This window comes from Micromonospora sp. AMSO31t, assembly GCF_008868175.1.
Lineage (GTDB): Bacteria > Actinomycetota > Actinomycetes > Mycobacteriales > Micromonosporaceae > Micromonospora.
In genome coordinates this window covers 1-713 of the sequence record NZ_WBKT01000323.1, presented here as the reverse complement: position 1 = coordinate 713, position 713 = coordinate 1, and the positions used below count along the sequence as shown (strand labels likewise).

The window sequence follows — 713 nt, the reverse complement described above, 5'->3', positions numbered from 1 at the left end:
TTATCACCCGAACCGGTCCGGGTTCGTGAACCCGTCGCGGAATTGGCCCGCCGCTGTAACTTATCGCCACTGTCACCACACGGTAGCCTCAGCGGGGGCGACCAAGGAGCGCGCGGTGAGTGAATCAGGGCAACCCGGAGCCGCCACCCCGGGAGAGCACGGCGACGGCACGGGTCAGCAGGACGACCTGGCCCGCGCCGGCAGCGGGTGGGCGCCCCCGGCGACCGGCTGGGCCCGGGGCGCGCCGGCGGCCGGCTGGCCCCGCGCCGACCTCACCACCGGCTGGGGTGCCTCGTCCCCCCGGCACGGTGACCTCCCCGCCCCGCTGCCCGGGCTGACCGCCGAGGACCCGCCCGGGCGGGTCAACGGCCGCCACGTCAACGGCATCCAGCACGCCGGGGAGGAGCCGCCCGTGACCCGCCAGGCGCCGGTGAGTGCCCCGCCCGCGGACGAGCCGCGCCGGGAGACCGGCGGCGACCGGCTCATCGTGCCGGCGCAGCGGCCGGCGCCCGCGGTCGAGCAGCCGACCGTCGAGGCCGATACCGGCCCGTCCCGGCACGCCTCCGACGACCCGCCCGCGCCGCGCGCCGCGCGCTGGGCGGAGAGCGGCCCGACCTCCGGGCCGCCGGCCCTCCAGGTGCCGCCGGTCGGCGCCGCCGCCTCCGGCTTCGAGGTGCCCCCCGGCTTCCACGCCCCGACCGCCGACCGGCGGC

The 713-nt window shown here is 79.5% G+C and carries 1 pseudogene; it reads left to right on the top strand.

Annotated elements, in window-relative coordinates:
- Positions 1 to 115: 115 nt before the first annotated feature.
- Positions 116 to 713 (top strand): annotated as a pseudogene (locus F8274_RS30780) (hypothetical protein); the annotation flags it as partial.